Below are 17,796 nucleotides of genomic sequence, written 5' to 3' on the forward strand. Positions count from 1 at the left end.
TAAATTTTTACCATATTCATCGATACTGCGGGGCATTATCTAATGGGAGATAGTATTAGGAGGATATCCCGGATGTCCGAAGCGGAGAAAAAATCCGACTCTTTTGTCGCGAAGATGGCGAGCGAAGTCGGTAATCTTGGCGTTGAAGTCGCTGAAATTGCGGGGCACCTCGCAGAAGTCTCAGAACGCAGCAAATTGCAATCAAAGCAGTTTGAGAGTCTTTCTGAGATGGCGCAGAACATGATCGCCGCCAACAACAAAATCAGCGAGGCAGCACAATCGTCAAAATCGGCGACAGCCCAGACGGCTTCCGACATTCATGACTCCCGGGAAAAAATTTCCCACGCAGTTGGCAATATCCAGGAGCTTGTCGCCGGTGTAAGCCAGTTCGAAGGGCAGCTTGCGACACTTAGCGAAGCGCTCTCGAATGTTGCCAAGGTTGCCGCCGGTATTGAGGGGATTGCCAGCCAGACTAATCTTCTAGCCCTGAATGCAACGATCGAAGCGGCGCGCGCCGGAGAGGCCGGCAAAGGCTTTGCCGTTGTCGCTACCGAAGTAAAAAGCCTGGCCGACGAGACCAAAAAAGCAACCGTGGAAATTACAAGTACAGTGAAGATACTCACCGAGCAGGTAAGCTCCTTGCAAACCCAGGTCGCCGGAAATTCCGAGATTGCTCAATCGGCGCAGGAGGGTTCGTCCAATATCGCCGATATTTTTGAAACCGTTGAAAACAATCTCACCCAGATTAGTTCGGAAATCACCACTATGGCGGCGGATGCAGGCAGTAATCTCAGCCAATGCGATCAGGTTTCGACGGAACTCGGCTCGCTCATGAGCAGCGTCAAGGAAACGGATCAAAATATTTCCCACGCAGACGCCAAAGCCTCAGGCCTACTTCAAGTCAGCGAAACACTGATTGAGCTGATTGCAGGAAGTGGGCATGAAACAGTGGATACGCCCTTTATCCATCTGGCAACAGAGACAGCCGCGGAAATTGCTCGGCAATTCGAGGCGGCCATCGATCAGGGAACGATCACGCTCAATGATCTGTTTGACGAAGATTATCGTGATATAGAGGGAACGGACCCGCAGCAGCAAATGACAAAATTTGTTGGTTTGACAGACCGCATTCTACCAAGCATTCAAGAACCCGCGCTTGAAATGGACGACAGCATTATCTTTTGTGCGGCAATTGATCGAAATGGATATTTACCCACTCACAATGCCAAGTTTTCCCACCCGCAACGACAGGATGATCCGGAATGGAATGCCGCTAACTGCCGGAACCGCCGTATCTTCAATGACCGGACCGGCCTCGCCGCTGGACAGAATACGAAACCCTTTCTGCTCCAGACTTATCGGCGGGACATGGGGGGCGGCAACTTTGCAATGATGAAAGACCTTTCCTCCCCCATTTATGTAAAAGGGCGGCATTGGGGTGGATTTCGTATCGGCTACAAGCCGCAAACATAATTTTGGTACTTACACCTAGTCTATGCCTGTTCGATCCGGGATTTGAACCGGCCTGAGTTCACGGAAGCCTCTTCCATGATCCATTCCCGGAAGGCGGCAATACGAGGACGATCTGCTGCCTCTTCAGGGCTTACAATATAATAAGCATGGTCTGCCTGCATGGGCTGTATATTGAACGGTTGGACCAGCCTGCCAGCCATCAAGTCATCCGCCGCGAGCGTGCTTCGACCAAGCGCCACGCCCTGCCCTTCCATCGCTGCCGTCAGCAACATTGAACTGTCATTGAAACTCGGCCCTTTCTTCGGGTCAACACCAGTGACCCCTGCCATAGCCAGCCAGGCCTGCCAGTCGATCCGCATGTCATCGTGAAGAAGGGTATGGTATTTCAGATCGTTCGGGTGCCGCAGGGGATGTTTTCCTTCCAGAAGGTTTGGACTACAGACCGGGAACATCAATTCCTCTGTCAGGAGCTTGTTAACACGAAGACCCGGATAATGACCGTGACCATAACGGATAACGACATCAACATCCTCTCGATTAAAATCCGTCAAATGGTCCGATGCGGATAACCGCACGTCTATGTCCGGATGCGCCTCCCGAAAGCGGCTGAGACGCGGCAGCAGCCACCGGGCTGCGAATGACGGTAGTGTATCCACATGTAGAGCGCCTGAGGCATCTTGAAGCATAATTTTTTCTGTCGCAGCACCAATTATCTCAAGGCCGTTGCGCACACCCATGACATAGTTCTGTCCCTCGTTCGTCAGAATCACGGCACGGTTCAACCGCTTGAACAGGATCACTCCTAGCCAGTCCTCCAATGCCTTGACCTGATGGCTAACAGCCGCCGGAGTTACGAAGAGCTCCTCTGCCGCTTTAGAAAAACTTAAATGCCGTGCCGCTGCTTCGAAGCTGCGCAACGCTTTAAGCGGGGGGAAGCGCATGATTCAATCCCATTTCAGATTAGAAAAACTAACTTATTCTATTAGAATTTGTCGTTTGTAATCAAGCCAAAAAAAGAACAAGTATGGCTCATCAGAACAACCGGTGCAGCCGTTTCGTCGGACCGCCCAATTGAGTAAAGGAATTAAAAAGATGGCAACAAAATCAGTTATCAATGGTGGAAACATACATCACGCACCCGTCAGCGGCTATGGTAGCAGCACAGGGTTCATGGGGTCCATCACGAATATCGTTCTTCAATGGCAGGAACGGGCAACTATGCGGCACCATCTCGCGTCTCTGGATAAAGAATATTTGAATGACGCGGGCCTTTCCACCTCCCAGATACAAACCGAAACCGGTAAGGCCTTCTGGCAGTCATGATCGTTTCAAGCTACCGCCCGGAATAACGTCTGTCCTCCCCCCCCCTGTCCTCAGACGTCCGGGCGGCCACTTGCGCCAGCAAGAGACCTTGCAAATAATTTTACATTTCAGATCAAAATGAATTGGAAATTTACCCGCGAGCGCCCTATAACCTCCTTATGCAGTTAAAGAACAAAAATGAAACATCAGGACTGGAAGACGCTTCGGCGGCCTTCATTCCTCACCGCCCCGTGCGGCCCGAAAAATCCGAGGGCGGCATCTCCTTCGAGGTAGTTTCAGAATACGAACCCGCAGGCGATCAGCCCGAAGCCATAGAGGCGCTAGTTAACGGCGTAAAGCAGCACGAGAAGGACCAGGTTTTACTTGGTGTAACCGGATCGGGTAAAACCTTCACCATGGCAAAAGCCATTGAGAGACTGCAACGCCCAACCCTTATCCTCGCCCACAACAAGACGCTTGCCGCGCAGCTCTACGGCGAGATGAAAGCGTTTTTCCCCAATAACGCGGTCGAATATTTCGTCTCCTACTACGACTATTATCAGCCGGAAGCCTATGTCGCCCGGACGGATACCTATATCGAAAAAGACGCTTCGGTAAATGAGCAGATTGATCGGCTGCGCCATTCGGCAACCCGTGCCCTGCTGGAACGAGACGACGTGATCATTGTTGCGTCCGTCTCCTGTATTTATGGTATCGGCTCGGTTGAGACCTACAGCGAAATGACGCTGGACCTGAAAGTCGGCAAGGAATTTGATCGCCAGACATTGCTTCGACAGCTTGTCGAGATTCAGTATCGGCGTAATGACGCAAGCTTTACCCGCGGAACTTTCCGGGTGCGCGGCGATACAATAGAAATCTTCCCGGCCCATCTGGAAGATCGCGCGTGGCGTCTCTCGCTTTTTGGCAATGAGCTTGAAAGTATTACGGAGTTCGATCCACTCACCGGAGAGAAGGCTGGCTCTCTCTCTGAAGTCCGTATTTATGCAAATAGCCATTACGTAACGCCAAAGCCGACCCTGAAGCAGGCACAGGAACTGATCAAGCAAGAACTTAAATTACGGCTTGCCGAATTTGAGACCCAGAACAAACTGCTCGAAGCCCAGCGGCTTGAGCAACGCACCATGTTTGATCTTGAAATGATGGAAGCGACCGGTGCCTGCGCCGGAATTGAGAATTACTCGCGCTATCTTTCGGGTCGTGGTCCGGGACAGCCGCCGCCGACACTGTTTGAGTATCTGCCTGACAATGCAATGTTGATGGTGGACGAGAGCCATGTCACGGTCAGCCAGATTGGCGCCATGTATAAAGGCGACTTTCGCCGAAAATCCACTTTGGCGGAGTATGGCTTCCGTCTGCCGTCCTGCATGGATAACCGCCCCCTCAAGTTTGAGGAGTGGGAGGCCATGCGCCCACAGACATTATTCGTTTCCGCGACGCCTGGACCGTGGGAGCTGGAACGCACTGGCGGTGCGTTTGTTGAACAGGTTATCCGCCCGACAGGCTTGACTGACCCTGATTGTATTATCCGCCCGGTAGCCCAGCAGGTAGACGACCTGATGCGCGAAAGCAAGCTTTGCGCGGCAAAAGGCGAACGCGTTCTTGTCACAACACTCACCAAGAAGATGGCGGAAGATCTGACAGAGTATTTTCATGAGAATGGCATAAAGGTCCGTTACCTTCACTCTGATATCGATACACTCGAACGGATCGAAATAATCCGGGATCTTCGTTTAGGTACTTTCGATGTGCTGGTCGGCATCAACCTCCTGCGGGAAGGGCTGGACATTCCAGAATGTGCGCTTGTTGCCATTCTTGATGCGGATAAGGAAGGATTTCTGAGATCCTCGACATCATTGATCCAGACGATTGGCCGTGCCGCGAGAAATGTAGATGGCCGGGTTATCCTTTATGCGGACAAGATCACGAAGAGCATGCAATTCGCACTGGACGAAACAAAACGGCGCAAGGACAAGCAGGAAGCCTTTAACGCCGAACATGGTATCACGCCCATGTCGGTGCGAAAAAATATCGGCGACATTATGCAAAGTGTCTATGAGCAGGATCACTATAACGTCGGCCTTGGCCTTGAAGAGACTAGCCATATGATTGGACACAATCTTGAAGCCCATATCGAGGACCTAGAGAAGAAAATGCGGACGGCAGCCGGGGATCTTGAATTTGAGGAAGCCGCCCGCATTCGTGATGAAATCAAGAAATTGCAGGATCGCGAACTGGGTATTGGCGGCCCCAACAGCGGTCGCCCGCAGGGGCGGTCCAGCAAAGGGCGCGCTGGCAGCGGCCATATATTAGGTGGACGCTCTCGGTAAAGCCCTAGCCTCCCTCTGCAATAAATCCAAACTGACGGAAAATCTCCTGCCCGTCCTGCGAACGCACGAAATCATAGAACAGACTGGTTGAATGGCCGTCATTGTCTTTGATTTTCGCCATGCCGTAAAAAATTGGCGGATGGGAATCAGCCGGGAATATACTTGCAAGACTAATATTCCTGGCAAGGCGCATATCCGTCTCGTAAATAATGGCGAAGGGAACTTCACCGCGCTCCACCAGCGCCAACACGGCACGGACATTGGGCAGCAGAACCAGTTGGCTTTCAAGCTGATCCCATAGATTTAGAGATTGAAGCGCCGCCATGGCATAATTCCCTGCCGGGACATGCGCCGGATTTCCAATTGCCAACCGTCCCTGCCCGAGAATGGAGGGCAGTTTTTCAAACTCGAAAGGATCAGGGATCGGAGTTCCTTCCGGCACAACCAGAGCCAAATTGTTCGAGGCAATTTTCATCAGGCTTTCCGGCCCCAAGAAACCAGCCTGATCAAGATAGTTCAGCCATTCCATATTGGCAGAAATCATAATATCCGCCGGGGCACCTTCGCTGATTTGCCGGGCCAGAGTTCCGCTACCGGCGAAAGAGGGAATAACGGTAAATCCGGTTCGCTTCTCAAACTCCTTGGCAAGGGCGGAGACAACGTTGGTCGTGCTGGCTGCGGCGAACACAACCACATCATCTTCCGATGCGCTGACTGGACCGATGAGAAGCATAATAGAAGCGATCGGCAGCATAAGATATCGCAAGAAATTTCGGCAAATTCCACACCGTCGCACCTTAGTCCCCATACTTTATTCCGCCAATACCGTGAAATCCCGGCTCAATATGTTATATCTAGTCATAGTTCGCCCATTTTCGCAATTAACGAGGCCTGCAATGACCATGTTTTCAAAACTGCTTTTTGGCCTTGCTCTTTTGTTTATGCAGATAGGATTTGCACCTGCCCTCCTCGCCAGTCCTGCACCCCCAGAAAATTGTACCGAACGACCCTATGATAAGGGACGGCTGTGGAAAGTTACCAAGGGCGACGCTGTCCCAAGCTATATATTCGGGACGATGCATTCAAAGGATCCGCGGATACTTCATCTGCCAGGAATTATCATGCAGGTCTTCATGGCCTCGAATACTGCCGTGTTTGAAACGTCTTTAAAAGATGATGAACTCGCCCGCAATCAGCAAATGATGTTGCTTGAGCCGGGCCAAAGTCTGAAAGAGAAGTTAGGTGAGCCCCGCTTCAACGAATTGTCCCGGATTGTTGCCAAATACGGCATGGCGCCTGCAACCCTTGATCGGGTCAAGGTATGGGCGGCCGCGGCGATCATCAGCCAACCGCCGCCCAACCCGCAATCAGGCGAACATACTCTGACGTTGCTGGACAAGGAACTCGAAAAATCCGCAAGGCAGTCCGGTAAACGCGTCATCGCCCTTGAGAGCAACGCAGAGCAGCTCGCTATTTTCAACTCCATGAGCGATGCGGTTCAGCTTGAATACCTTGATCAGGCTATTGATGAGAATCATCAACTGAATGAAGAGCTTGAAACCATGACAAGCTATTATCTCTCCGGCAATACGGGATGGATAGCCTGCAACCTGGAAGAGACACTTCAGGAAACCAGCGCTGCCCTGAGCAAGATAATGACCACGGATCTTATATATATGCGTAACCACCGAATGGTCGAACGAATGCTTCCTGAACTCCAACGGGGGAATGCCTTCATCGGGATCGGCGCGCTGCATTTGCCTGGAGAGGAGGGTGTTCTCTCGCTTCTGGAAAAGCTTGGTTACGAGATAGAACAGAAATACTGACATTGAACGGCCCAAGAAATCCCGGAAACTGCATGGAAACCGTGAGTGAAAATCATCGCGCTATCTGAAAAGAAGTCAATTTAATGTCTTTAGCTCTTTTACTGCTGCGGGGGCATGTCTATATAACACCCAATTGTCTTCAAGGAACAGTGGTGACCGTATGCGTGTAAAGGGGAATAAGTCCCAGGGTACTAACCCTAAATGATGTATCTACAAGTAGCTGCTGGTCTGGTTATCCTTCTGGTTTGCGGTGAACTTCTCGTTAGAGGCTCCGTTGCTCTGGCGGAGCAGATGGGTGTTTCCAAACTGGTGATCGGCTTTACCGTGATCGCCTTCGGCACCTCGGCACCGGAATTGGTAGTTTGCATTCAAGCTGCAATTGATGGTGTCCCCGGCATTGCCTTCGGCAATGTCATTGGCAGTAATATCGCCAATGTGCTTTTGGTAATCGGTGTTCCTGCCTTGATATATCCGATTGTTTGTGACACGCGGTCGGCACTGCGCGACAGCTTCATCATGATTACCGCCACCCTCTTGTTTATGGTGCTGGCCTGGAATGGTACAATCCAGCTCTGGCAGGGGGCGCTTCTTGTTGGGTTTCTTGCGGTAATTGTCTTGCGATCCTATTTCCGGGCCCGCAAGGAAGGGGATGAAGGAGCGGAAGAAGCGCTGGAGGAATATGAGCAGAATATGCCCAAAAGCCTGCCTTTTTCTCTCCTGTTTGTGTTCATGGGTCTGGCCGGGTTGATACTGGGATCTCACTTGCTTGTTGAGGGCGCTGAAGTGATCGCCAGGATCGCGGGCGTGTCCGATGAAATCATAGGCCTGACGCTTGTCGCGCTTGGAACTTCCCTGCCGGAGTTGGCAACGTCAATCATTGCCGCATTTCGCCATCATGGTGACGTCGCCATCGGGAACGTTCTGGGGTCCAACCTGTTTAACATTACAGGGATCATAGGTGTGACCGCGATTGTCGAACCGATGACGGCACCAGCTCAAATCCTCCACTTTGATCTTTGGATCATGCTTTTCGTCTCACTCCTGATGGTCCCCATCTTTCTCTCCAAGAAGCCAATAGGGCGGGTTCTGGGAGGCGCCTTCTGCATTGCCTATGTCACCTATATAGCTGCCCAGTTTTATGGTATGTCGGGTGTTTACGCCGCGCCTCTGAACTAGGCAAAGTTAAACGGGACATTTTCAGGAATGCCAAACAATATATTGATAACCGGAGCCAGCCGTCGAATAGGCCGTGCCATCGCCCTCGGCTTCGCGGCGGAAGGTTGGGGTATTGCGCTTCACTACCATCAATCCAAAAAAGATGCCGAGACCCTGAGGGAAGAGCTTAATGAGCTGAATGCACGTGTCTGCCTCATAAAAGCAGACCTTTCAGACGCGGCAGCAGTTGCAGGCATTGTGCCGGAAGCCACAGCAAATCTGGGGCCTCTTACTTGTCTCGTTAACAATGCTGCCGTTTTCGATAAGGATACGATTAGTGACGCAACGGCGGAGGGTTTCCATCATCATCTCAACACCAATCTTCTCGCTCCTATGCTGCTCACGCAATCTTTTGCTAAACAATTGCCGAAAGAAGAGCAAGGGAACATCATCAACATCGCCGATCAGCGGGTTTTCAACCTGCAGCCGGAATTCACGACCTATACCTTAAGTAAAGCTGGTCTTTGGACCCTTACTCAAACCACTGCCATGGCGCTCGCTCCCGGCATACGGGTAAATGCCATCGGTCCGGGTCCGACACTGGCAAATTCAAGACAAACGGCGGCGCAATTCAAACAGCAGCAGCAATCCGTTCCGCTAGGCTATGGTCCAGCGCCCGAGGAGATCGCGGAGGCAGTTCTTTTTATCGTGAGAGCAAGATCAATGACGGGTGAGTTTATTTGCCTTGATGGGGGTCAGCATCTACCTATAGTTCAGAACGATGCGAAGGATGATGCATATGAATAAACCCACAACTGCCAATGTTCTGTTTCCGGAAAAGATGACCCGGCCGACCTCCACTCATCAGGTCTTTATTTCCGATCTTATGGTGGATATGCTGATTGGCGTTTATACGCATGAGAAATCCACGGTTCAGCCCGTCCGTTTTAATATCGAGATGACCGTGCTTGATACGCCCGCTCCGCTTGATGACAATTACAAGAACGTGGTGTGTTATGAGACCATAGCAAACCACATCATGGATATGGCAAAAAGCGAGCATGTTAACCTGGTTGAAACCCTTGCCGAGAAAACCGCTGCGATCTGTCTTGATAATGAACGGGTTAGCCTCGTAAAGGTGAAAGTGGAGAAGCTCAACGCAATAAAAAACACGACAAGTGTCGGTGTTGAAATCATTCGCGGAAGGCCTTAATTTTGTTCGTGTTAGGCAAAAAACGTAAAATTTGACGAAATCTCTGCGATAGTTGTGCACATCACCACATGAATAGCCCGGTTCCGGTGCAACCAACTAAAAAAATTGTGTTTTTCCTTGAGCCTCTGGCTTGACATTTAAAAATGATATATAATTCAGATACTTACAAAATTGCCTATTTTTTAGGCAGTGTCGTCAAAGGCTAGGTTTCCCATGACCTACAGGGTTATGTCGATAGGTTATGCACAAAGTTTTCCACAGGAATCGTGGATAGTGTCAAAAAACTGTAACAGGAGATTTTGGGGTAAAAATATTGATCTCTAATGTCTCTTTTCTATAAGGGGGTTAGGCTATTTTACTGAAAATCGTTTTAACTCTCACGACTAACTTTCAACGATTTTCACGAGCAGATTGAAGGAAATGACACAACAGGAACTCGAATCAAAAAACAGTAATAGCGAATCGCCCTTTCGGCGCGGCGCTTTGGTAATTGAACGGTTCCTCAAAAACCTTCCTGGAACCCCGGGCGTCTATCGCATGATCGACGGCGGCGGTCAGATACTCTATGTCGGCAAGGCCAAGAACCTGAAGAAGCGGGTCAGCTCCTATGTCAAAATGACAGGCCAATCAACGCGCATTATGCGGATGGTCTCTCTCACCCGATCGATGGAATTCGTCTCTACTCATACCGAGGTGGAGGCATTGCTGCTTGAAGCGAACCTGATCAAGAATCTCAAACCGCGCTACAACATCATCCTTCGCGATGACAAATCCTTTCCCTATATCCTGATCACCGGCGACCATGAATGGCCGCAGATCACAAAACATCGTGGCGCTCGATCTCGAAAAGGGGAATACTACGGTCCTTTCGCCTCGGCTGGCGCTGTGAATGAAACCCTCGCTACCTTTCAGCGGTTGTTTCCCCTGCGCTCCTGCTCGGATTCAGAGTTTCAAAATCGAACCCGACCCTGCCTGCAGTATCAGATCAAACGCTGTTCCGGCCCCTGCGTCAATTTGATCAGCCGGGAAGACTATCTGGATGTTGTTGACGAAGCCCGCAATTTCCTCTCCGGCAAAAGCCATATGCTCCAGGAGAAACTTGCAGGAAAAATGCAGGCGGCCAGTGATTCCCTTGATTTTGAGCAGGCCGCCATTTTGCGAGACCGGTTAAAGGCCATGGCTCATATCCAGTCAAAGCAAACCATAAATCTGCCGGGAGAAGATGAAGTGGATGTTATCGCCGCCCATCAGGAGGGTGGTCAAACATGCGTTCAGGTCTTCTTCTTGCGTTCAGGTCAGAACTTCGGCAACCGCGCGCATTATCCATCGCATAACAAGGAAGATGAGCCTGAAGATGTCCTGAGCGCCTTCATAGGTCAGTTCTATGACGGCCGCGGGGCACCGCGCCGTATCTGGACAAGTCATCAGTTGAAGGATGCCGACCTGATTGCGGAGGCGCTATCCATTACCTCCGAACGTGTCGTCAAAATCGAAGCACCGCAGCGCGGCCCCAAAAAGGAAATGGTTGAACATGCGAGAATGAATGCAAAAGGGGCTCTCGCCCGTCGTATGGCCGAAAATGCAACCCAGCGAAAACACCTGGAGGGCGTTGCGGAAGCCTTCGGTCTCAGCGAACCGCCCACGCGGATCGAGGTATATGACAACAGTCATATCTCCGGCACCCATTCCGTAGGCGGAATGGTTGTTGCAGGCCCGGACGGGTTTGAAAAAAAGGCCTATCGCAAATTCAATATCAAGAACACAGCGCTCGCGCCCGGGGATGATTACGGAATGATGCGCGAAGTTTTGACCCGCCGCTTTTCACGCCTGCAAAAGGAGGACCCTGATAAATCAGGACCGATGGTTTCCGGCTCACGGGAACAATGGCCTGACCTGATCCTGATTGATGGCGGTCAGGGGCAATTGTCTGTCGCGCAAGCAGTGTTTGACGAACTTGAAATCACGGATGTCGCCTTGGTCGGCATTGCGAAGGGACCGGACCGCAATGCCGGGCGGGAACGTTTCTTCATGACGGGCAAGGCGCCGTTTTCCATACCGGATCGAGACCCGACACTCTATTTTTTACAGCGGCTACGGGACGAAGTGCATCACTTTGCCATCTCCACCCATCGGGCCAAACGCTCCCGCGCTATCGGAAAGTCGCCGCTGGATGAAATTCCAGGTATTGGCGCCAAGCGCAAGAAAGCTCTTCTGAACCGCTTTGGCTCTGCCAAAGGCGTTGAGCAAGCGGCCCTCAGTGATTTACAGGCGGTCGAAGGGATATCCCGCGCGACCGCCGAGACCATCTACCAGTTTTTCCATGAAGAAAGCTGATTTCTGCTCTTTAATTCATGCTGCGCCACGCCTATACTGTTTTTTTATCACCTGTCCGTCGGCGTCAACAATCCATGCTTCATAGCTTACCGAATTTACTGACACTGTCGCGCATTGTTGTCATCCCTCTGTTGCTAGCCTCGCTGTTCCTGCCGGGAAAGCTGTCAAGCTGGGTGCCACTTGGATTGTTCATAGCGGCAGGAATCACTGACTTTTTCGACGGGTATTTCGCTCGTCGCTATCGCCAGACATCCAACCTAGGGCGCTTTCTGGACCCGGTCGCGGATAAATTACTGGTCGCTTCTGTTCTTTTGGTTCTGGTCGGAATTGGTCGTATCGGAGATTGGGAGTTGATCCCGGCCACAATTATCCTCTGCCGTGAGATCATGGTGTCGGGATTGCGCGAGTATCTTGCGGAACTTCGTGTCGGCATGCCGGTCAGCAAGCTTGCCAAGTGGAAGACTACAGCACAGATATTTGCCCTTTGCTTTCTTCTTGGCGGTCCCGCTGTTGCCGGCCAGTTTGATGCAATTATTATCGGTCAGGTGTTGCTCTGGCTCGCGGGCGCCCTTACTGTCTGGACTGGCTATGACTACCTCCGCCTCGGACTTAAGCATATGATGAAAGAAGGCACGTGAAACGTCTTCTTTGGGCAACCTTATCATGAAAGTCATCGGAATTTCAGGATGGAGCGGAAATGGCAAGACAACCCTTCTGGTCCGTCTGATACCGGCATTGATAGAGCGAGGGTACAGCGTTTCGACCATAAAGCATGCGCATCACAAATTTGACATTGATACACCAGGCAAGGACTCCTATCGCCATCGAGAGGCCGGAGCGGCGGAGGTTCTCGTTTCCTCTGCAAGCCGGTGGGCGCTCATGCATGAGAACCGTAACGAAGAAGAGGCAAGGCTCGACGAGTTGATTGCAAAGTTATCCCCAGTGGATATCCTGCTGGTGGAAGGTTTCAAGACGGAGGACTTTCCGAAAATCGAAGTTTGGCGCGCTGAAAGTGGAACCAAGCCAAGATACATGTCAGACAAAACCGTGATTGCATTGGCAACGCCAGCTCCCGGTTTTGACGCGCCCATCCCGGTTCTGAACTTGAATGATGAGCATTGTATTGCAGCGTTTATCATTCAGCATTTTAAGCTGGAGAGACCAATCCATGGAACGGCTGGCTAACGATTGTTTCGCCAATGCGTCGGAGATGATCAGCGCCAATGAAGCGCTGAATAAAATCTCCAGTGCCGCGTCTCTTATTGTAGGAACGGAAACATGCTCGCTTCCCAAAGCAAAGAACCGTCACCTGGCGGAAGACATCATTGCGCCGCGGAACGTCCCGCTCTTCGATAATTCCGCCGTTGATGGCTTCGCCTTCCGTTATTCCAGCGATCAAGATCAAGATACGGGTGAGGCGCCACGCATTGTTTTTGGCCAAAGCACGGCAGGGCATCCGTTGGCCGAAGCACCGCCGCCAGATACGGTCGTCAAGATACTGACAGGCGCGCTGATGCCGGACGGTTTCGATACTGTTGCCATGATTGAAGATGTCTCCTTCGCAGGCGATAATGTCATTCTTCCCCCTCACCTCAAATTAGGAGCGAACCGCAGAAAGGCGGGAGAGGATGTTCGCGAAGGGCAAGTTCTGCTGAAACGCGGGAGCAGTCTTAGAGCGCAGGAGCTTGGATATCTTGCCTCAGTCGGGATTGACGCCGTCCGAGTCTTCAAACGGCTAAAGGTTGCCGTCTTCTCGACCGGCGATGAGCTGATTAATCCGGGCGAAGCCATATTTACCGGCAGTATTTATGACAGCAACCGTATTATCCTGACCACTCTTCTAGAGAGTTATGGCTGTAAGGTTACAGATCTCGGAATATTAAGGGATGAACGACAGACTGTTCGGAATGCCTTGAAAGGCGCAGCCGAGACGCATGATCTTGTTATCACATCCGGCGGTGTTTCGATGGGTGAGGAGGACCATGTCAAAACGGCCCTCTCAGAAACTGGCCAACTTCACTTCTGGAGAATTGCCATCAAGCCGGGACGTCCACTCGCGCTCGGGCAGATCGGGAATACGGCATTCATTGGGTTGCCGGGAAATCCGATAGCCGCGCTTGTGTGCTCCCTGAAGTTTGTTCGTCCATTAATCGGCATATTAAGTGGCTGGGGGATTGATCCCCCCCTCTCCTTTCAGGCAAAAGCCGACTTTACGATGAAAAAGAAACCCGGCCGTACAGAGTGGTTGCGCGGGCGCTACACGCCGGCAAAAGATGATGTCGGGATTGCCGAAAAATATCACACGGAAGGTTCCGGTATTCTCTCGTCTGCCGTCTGGGCAAATGGATTGATCGAAATCGGGGATGATGTCACCTATATTGAGAACGGGGACATGGTTACTTTTCTTCCCTTCTCGGAGTTGATGAGATGAAAATTCTCTATTTTGCCTGGTTGAAAGCCAAATTACAGATGACGGAGGAAACCCTGCCCTGGTCGGAAGAACGATCGGACACGGATAGCCTCGTTCGCTGGATGAAGTCGCGCGGTCCGGCCTTCGCAGAAGTATTCAGCGATCTTGAGGTTGTCCGCATTGCGGTTAATCAGGAATATATCGTCGGAAATACGCCATTGAAGGAAAATGACGAAGTTGCGTTTTTCCCGCCGGTGACCGGAGGTTAGGATGATCCGCGTTCAGCGTGAGATTTTCGATGTCGGTACAGAGATGACGGCACTAACGGAGGGTCGGACGGATATTGGCGCCGTCGTCAGCTTTACCGGTCTCGTCCGCGACTTCAATGACGGCGCCGCTGTTGCAGGCTTCAGCCTGGAACATTACCCCGGCATGACGGAGCGGGAGCTTGCCAAGATAGAGGCAGAGGCAACGGCGCGTTGGGATTTACAGGCAAGCCTCATTATTCACCGCTATGGCGATATGGCGCTCGGGGAGCCGATTGTCCTCGTGATTACCGCCTCCCCTCATCGTCAGGACGCCTTTGACGCAGCAAGCTTCCTGATGGATTGGCTGAAGACAAAAGCCCCTTTCTGGAAAATGGAAAAAGGCGAAGACGGCGAGACAAGCTGGGTCAATGAACGTCAAACGGATATTGATGCCGCAAAACGATGGACGGCGGACGATTAACAAAGGCTGGTATGGCAAGTATGTCAGGCGGTCAGAGTTCGCTCTGTCTCTCGATAAGCCATTCGCTCGCCAAGCGGTTCGCCTCGGCTATCTGAACCGGTGACATCTTTGACATCAACACCTTGTTCATTTTCGGTGCGGCCGTATCACCTTTTGCCCCCGAAATAAGGGACCATTTCAGCGCCTCAATCCTGATGATGGATTGTTCGATTTCCGCCTGAGCGGTCGCAGTATTCAGATTAGCGATTTTGGCCTGCTCAAAAATCTGCTCAACGGCATCATTATTAAGGCTGCCCTTCTTTTTCAGCGAGGCGAGTGCCGCGGATTTTTCATCGGACAAAGCAGGTTCCGTATTCGCAACTTTCTGCTTCTTCTGGGGCTCAGCGGAGTCGGCAATCGTCAATTCCTTTGTCTCAGCTACCGGCTCCGTCTTTGCCAACACTACCGATTTTGCCTCGGCGGCAGAACTCTCGTTGGCAAGCTGAACAGGTTGCGCCGGTTTCGTTTCAGCACTCATTCCTTCGCTCGAAGACTGCACGGGCTGGGCGGGAATGCCTTTCTCAATTTTAGGTTCCGGTGCAGGCTCGACCTTCGAGATCACGGGCTGAGGCACTGCAGGCATCGTTGTCGTTGATGCCGTAGCGGATCCATTTTGCTTCGCCATCAAGGCGGCCAGTCTCGCACGGGCCGCGGCGACTTCAGCCTGATCATTCATTGGGCCTTTCTGCGCAATAGCGATCCGCTGCTCTTCTATCTGCTGTTCGCGCAAAGCCGCCTGCCGTTTCGCTTCCTCAGCCTGTGCCTGAGCCGCCTGGATTGCCGCGTCGCGACTCGCTTCCAATGCCTTTGCCTTTGCCTCTGCTTCTGCCTTTCGCTGCGCGATTAATTCGCGCTGCTCCGCCGCTCGTTGCTCGGCAAGGGTTGCACTATCGTTGTTCTGCTGCTGATCCGACGTGCCAACGGCGGCTTTGGCGACCTGAAACGCGGCTTCATCCTGACCGGAATAATCGCGAAACCAGAAGCCCAATGCCGCGAGAGACTGAGCCTCACCATCCTCAATCTCTTCAGGAGACATACTGCTCTTAAGTCGCTCAACCGCCGTATCCGCCACTTCAGAACCCTGAGCCGCCGCCAGATTGTACCAGGCATAGGCGTCAATCAGATTGATATTAACTCCCTCGGCGCCCTTTTCGAATATCTCTCCAAGCGCAATTTGTGCTTGGACATCACCACGTTTGGCGACAGGCTGCCATTTCTCGATGGCAGTCACGGCATCGTTTCGGTCAAGAGCATCCTTCCCCGCATCGTAACTTGCTTGGGCGAATTGCATGCCAAACAAGACGAGCCCGAGGGCCATGGTTAATCGCGTCACTATCATAACAGTCATTTGTCCCGAATAATCTGCAGCTTATTCAATTTGTCCATATGTATACATTATTTTAGACGAAATTGCTCGAAAATCAAAATACCCGCCTCAACATGGTTAAGGCGGGTACTCAGCTAGCGTTTTTTACTCGTTGGATTACGCAGCGATTTTACGGCGTACACATTGATCATAATCCTTGATCAGCTGCGCACAAATAGCGCCAGGCGTAAATTGATAGCTGTCGATACTGCTGACCGGAGTAACCTCTGCAGCCGTTCCCGTCAGAAAACATTCGGAGAAATCAGCCATCTCTTCCGGCATGATGGCCCGCTCGATAACCTCAATTCCCCGGGCGCGGGCAAGATCGATCACTGTCCGTCGGGTAATGCCATCCAGGAAGCAATCCGGTGTTGGCGTATGGAGCGCGCCATCCCGTACAAAAAAGATGTTCGCGCCCGTCGCTTCGGCAATCCGGCCACGATAATCAAGCATGAGCGCATCATCGAACCCTTCTGATTCAGCCTGATGCTTGCTCAATGTGCAGATCATATACAAACCGGCCGCTTTCGATTTGGTGGGGATCGTCTCCGGCGATGGACGTTTCCATTCGGAAAGCTTTAACCGAATTCCTTTCATTCTCGCTTCCGGCGAGAAGTAGCTCGGCCAAACCCAAGCAGCGATCGCTAGGTTAATCCGATTACTCTGGGCCGATACGCCCATCATTTCAGAACCGCGCCAAGCGACCGGACGGACGTAGCCATCAACGATCTTGTTCGCAATTACTGTCTGGCGAGAGGCTTCGTTAATTTCCTCAGCAGTTTGTTCAAGCTTGAAACCAAGAATACGGGCTGACTCAATCAGGCGATCTGTATGTTCCTGAAGTTTAAAAATTTCGCCGTCATAGACCCGTTCCCCTTCGAATACACTGCTGGCATAATGCAGTCCGTGTGTAAGCACATGGATGTTTGCATCGCGCCATGGTACGAGTTTACCATTCAACCAGATATAGCCGTCTTTGTCGGCAAAAGAGGAGGTATCCATTTTGAAGCACCTTGCGTTATTATAATATCGTATATTCCCATAAAACGTTCGATTATGTCGAATCGAATGATGATTTTGTAACATTATAAGAAATATATGTCAACATGACTGACGTAAAATCTACTAACAACCCGCTGTTCCTGCGCGAAGAGGAACTCAGGCAGGCGATAGAGCTCCTGTTTTTTGCCTATCGTGACTTCACAGCGGGGCCAGACCAGATTCTTAAGGACTATAATTTTGGACGGGCACACCACCGTGTGATTCATTTCGTTGGACGCAATGAAGGCATGACAGTATCTGAATTGCTCGACATATTGAAAATTACGAAACAGAGCCTGAATCGCGTCTTGAGCAACCTCATCAAACGTGGCTTTGTCGAACAACGACAAGGGGAAGAAGACCGGCGGCAGCGCTGTCTTTACCTGACCGAAGAAGGACGCAAACTTGAGCAAAAGGTGAGTCGGGTCCAGCGGGAACTTGTTGCCAACGCTTTTCGGGAGGCGGGCGGAGATGCCGTCGCAGGATATCGAAAGGTACTGACCGGCCTTATTGATGAAGAGCAACGCGACAGGGTAATGCGTCGGGTTTCGAAGCCATGA

General features: G+C 51.6%; 18 protein-coding genes. 14 read left to right on the forward strand and 4 right to left on the reverse strand.

Annotated elements, in window-relative coordinates; genetic code table 11:
- The first annotated feature begins 72 nt into the window (after window positions 1–72).
- Window positions 73–1,473, forward strand: coding sequence for a methyl-accepting chemotaxis protein (locus AACZ19_RS03670; RefSeq protein ID WP_339631228.1), 1,401 nt, complete (start codon window positions 73–75; stop codon window positions 1,471–1,473).
- A gap of 20 nt (window positions 1,474–1,493) precedes the next feature.
- Here AACZ19_RS03670 and AACZ19_RS03675 read toward each other — a convergent pair whose 3' ends face one another.
- Window positions 1,494–2,414 (reverse strand): transcriptional regulator GcvA, encoded by a 921-nt coding sequence (locus tag AACZ19_RS03675; RefSeq protein WP_339631230.1) that lies wholly within the window; start codon window positions 2,412–2,414, stop codon window positions 1,494–1,496.
- Window positions 2,415–2,565: 151 nt separating this feature from the next.
- Here AACZ19_RS03675 and AACZ19_RS03680 point away from each other — a divergent pair, with 151 nt between their 5' ends.
- Both AACZ19_RS03680 and uvrB read left to right on the forward strand, forming a co-directional pair.
- Window positions 2,566–2,796: a DUF1127 domain-containing protein gene (locus AACZ19_RS03680; protein ID WP_339631232.1), complete on the forward strand. Its 231-nt coding sequence runs from the start codon at window positions 2,566–2,568 to the stop codon at window positions 2,794–2,796.
- Between the two features lie 158 nt (window positions 2,797–2,954).
- The gene (gene uvrB / locus AACZ19_RS03685; RefSeq protein ID WP_339631233.1) at window positions 2,955–5,123 is read left to right on the forward strand and encodes an excinuclease ABC subunit UvrB; all 2,169 of its coding nucleotides are present in this window, start codon (window positions 2,955–2,957) and stop codon (window positions 5,121–5,123) included.
- Window positions 5,124–5,127: 4 nt separating this feature from the next.
- Here uvrB and modA read toward each other — a convergent pair whose 3' ends face one another.
- Window positions 5,128–5,877 carry a molybdate ABC transporter substrate-binding protein gene (gene modA / locus AACZ19_RS03690; RefSeq protein ID WP_339631235.1) on the reverse strand — a complete coding sequence of 250 codons (750 nt, stop codon included), beginning with the start codon at window positions 5,875–5,877 and terminating at the stop codon, window positions 5,128–5,130.
- A gap of 142 nt (window positions 5,878–6,019) precedes the next feature.
- Here modA and AACZ19_RS03695 point away from each other — a divergent pair, with 142 nt between their 5' ends.
- The 10 genes from AACZ19_RS03695 to AACZ19_RS03740 all read left to right on the forward strand — a co-directional run bounded on the left by AACZ19_RS03695 (window position 6,020) and on the right by AACZ19_RS03740 (window position 14,790).
- The gene (locus AACZ19_RS03695) at window positions 6,020–6,949 is read left to right on the forward strand and encodes a TraB/GumN family protein (protein WP_339631237.1); all 930 of its coding nucleotides are present in this window, start codon (window positions 6,020–6,022) and stop codon (window positions 6,947–6,949) included.
- A 201-nt stretch (window positions 6,950–7,150) separates the two neighbouring features.
- Complete coding sequence (locus tag AACZ19_RS03700) at window positions 7,151–8,125, forward strand: calcium/sodium antiporter (RefSeq protein WP_339631239.1); 975 nt, start codon at window positions 7,151–7,153, stop codon at window positions 8,123–8,125.
- A 27-nt stretch (window positions 8,126–8,152) separates the two neighbouring features.
- Window positions 8,153–8,911, forward strand: coding sequence for an SDR family oxidoreductase (locus AACZ19_RS03705; protein ID WP_339631241.1), 759 nt, complete (start codon window positions 8,153–8,155; stop codon window positions 8,909–8,911).
- Complete coding sequence (locus AACZ19_RS03710) at window positions 8,904–9,317, forward strand: dihydroneopterin aldolase (RefSeq protein WP_339631243.1); 414 nt, start codon at window positions 8,904–8,906, stop codon at window positions 9,315–9,317. Before AACZ19_RS03705 ends, AACZ19_RS03710 begins: the two co-directional genes overlap by 8 nt.
- 420 nt (window positions 9,318–9,737) lie before the next feature.
- The gene (gene uvrC, locus AACZ19_RS03715; RefSeq protein ID WP_339631245.1) at window positions 9,738–11,651 is read left to right on the forward strand and encodes an excinuclease ABC subunit UvrC; all 1,914 of its coding nucleotides are present in this window, start codon (window positions 9,738–9,740) and stop codon (window positions 11,649–11,651) included.
- A 74-nt stretch (window positions 11,652–11,725) separates the two neighbouring features.
- Window positions 11,726–12,289 carry a CDP-diacylglycerol--glycerol-3-phosphate 3-phosphatidyltransferase gene (gene pgsA, locus AACZ19_RS03720; protein ID WP_339631247.1) on the forward strand — a complete coding sequence of 188 codons (564 nt, stop codon included), beginning with the start codon at window positions 11,726–11,728 and terminating at the stop codon, window positions 12,287–12,289.
- Window positions 12,290–12,314: 25 nt separating this feature from the next.
- A complete protein-coding gene (gene mobB, locus AACZ19_RS03725) occupies window positions 12,315–12,836 on the forward strand; it encodes a molybdopterin-guanine dinucleotide biosynthesis protein B (RefSeq protein ID WP_339631248.1) in 522 nt (173 codons plus the stop codon).
- Window positions 12,820–14,082, forward strand: a complete 1,263-nt coding sequence (glp, locus tag AACZ19_RS03730) for a gephyrin-like molybdotransferase Glp (RefSeq protein WP_339631249.1) — start codon at window positions 12,820–12,822, stop codon at window positions 14,080–14,082. Before mobB ends, glp begins: the two co-directional genes overlap by 17 nt.
- Window positions 14,079–14,330, forward strand: coding sequence for a molybdopterin converting factor subunit 1 (gene moaD, locus AACZ19_RS03735; protein WP_339631251.1), 252 nt, complete (start codon window positions 14,079–14,081; stop codon window positions 14,328–14,330). Before glp ends, moaD begins: the two co-directional genes overlap by 4 nt.
- 1 nt (window position 14,331) lies before the next feature.
- Window positions 14,332–14,790 (forward strand): molybdenum cofactor biosynthesis protein MoaE, encoded by a 459-nt coding sequence (locus AACZ19_RS03740; RefSeq protein ID WP_339631253.1) that lies wholly within the window; start codon window positions 14,332–14,334, stop codon window positions 14,788–14,790.
- A 31-nt stretch (window positions 14,791–14,821) separates the two neighbouring features.
- Here AACZ19_RS03740 and AACZ19_RS03745 read toward each other — a convergent pair whose 3' ends face one another.
- Window positions 14,822–16,177 (reverse strand): hypothetical protein, encoded by a 1,356-nt coding sequence (locus tag AACZ19_RS03745; protein WP_339631254.1) that lies wholly within the window; start codon window positions 16,175–16,177, stop codon window positions 14,822–14,824.
- Window positions 16,178–16,312: 135 nt separating this feature from the next.
- A complete protein-coding gene (locus AACZ19_RS03750) occupies window positions 16,313–17,197 on the reverse strand; it encodes a branched-chain amino acid aminotransferase (RefSeq protein ID WP_339631255.1) in 885 nt (294 codons plus the stop codon).
- 104 nt (window positions 17,198–17,301) lie between these two features.
- Between AACZ19_RS03750 and AACZ19_RS03755 the strand changes: the two genes are divergently transcribed.
- Window positions 17,302–17,796 carry a MarR family transcriptional regulator gene (locus AACZ19_RS03755; protein WP_339631257.1) on the forward strand — a complete coding sequence of 165 codons (495 nt, stop codon included), beginning with the start codon at window positions 17,302–17,304 and terminating at the stop codon, window positions 17,794–17,796.

It is taken from the genome of uncultured Sneathiella sp., assembly GCF_963973085.1.
GTDB lineage: Bacteria > Pseudomonadota > Alphaproteobacteria > Sneathiellales > Sneathiellaceae > Sneathiella.